This window comes from Staphylococcus sp. HMSC070D05, from assembly GCF_001815595.1.
GTDB lineage: Bacteria > Bacillota > Bacilli > Staphylococcales > Staphylococcaceae > Staphylococcus > Staphylococcus hominis.
Genome location: NZ_KV821132.1, coordinates 1 through 257, shown reverse-complemented (window position 1 = coordinate 257; position 257 = coordinate 1). Strand labels below are relative to the sequence as shown.

Annotated in this window: 1 pseudogene; it reads left to right on the top strand. The window is 34.6% G+C overall.

Features of this window, described 5'->3' with window-relative positions:
- Positions 1–257: pseudogene (locus HMPREF3046_RS05795) on the top strand (DUF536 domain-containing protein); the annotation flags it as partial.

The window sequence follows — 257 nt, the reverse complement described above, 5'->3', positions numbered from 1 at the left end:
AGAAAGACAGCTTAATTATTCTTTTGATACAGCGACGAATAATAGACAAAATATTAATCCGCAAGAAGCAACTTTTACTGAAGAATCGCAAAATATCAACCAACAACAAACAAAGCGTCAACCAACAGAAGTAAATTACAAGGATATAGCCGAAGAGAAAAAGAATGACAGTACAGATGAAGGTGAATTAACAAATGAGGATAAGTTCGTTGAAGAAACGAAGAATGATCCTGATGATAATAGGGAGGTAGAACCAC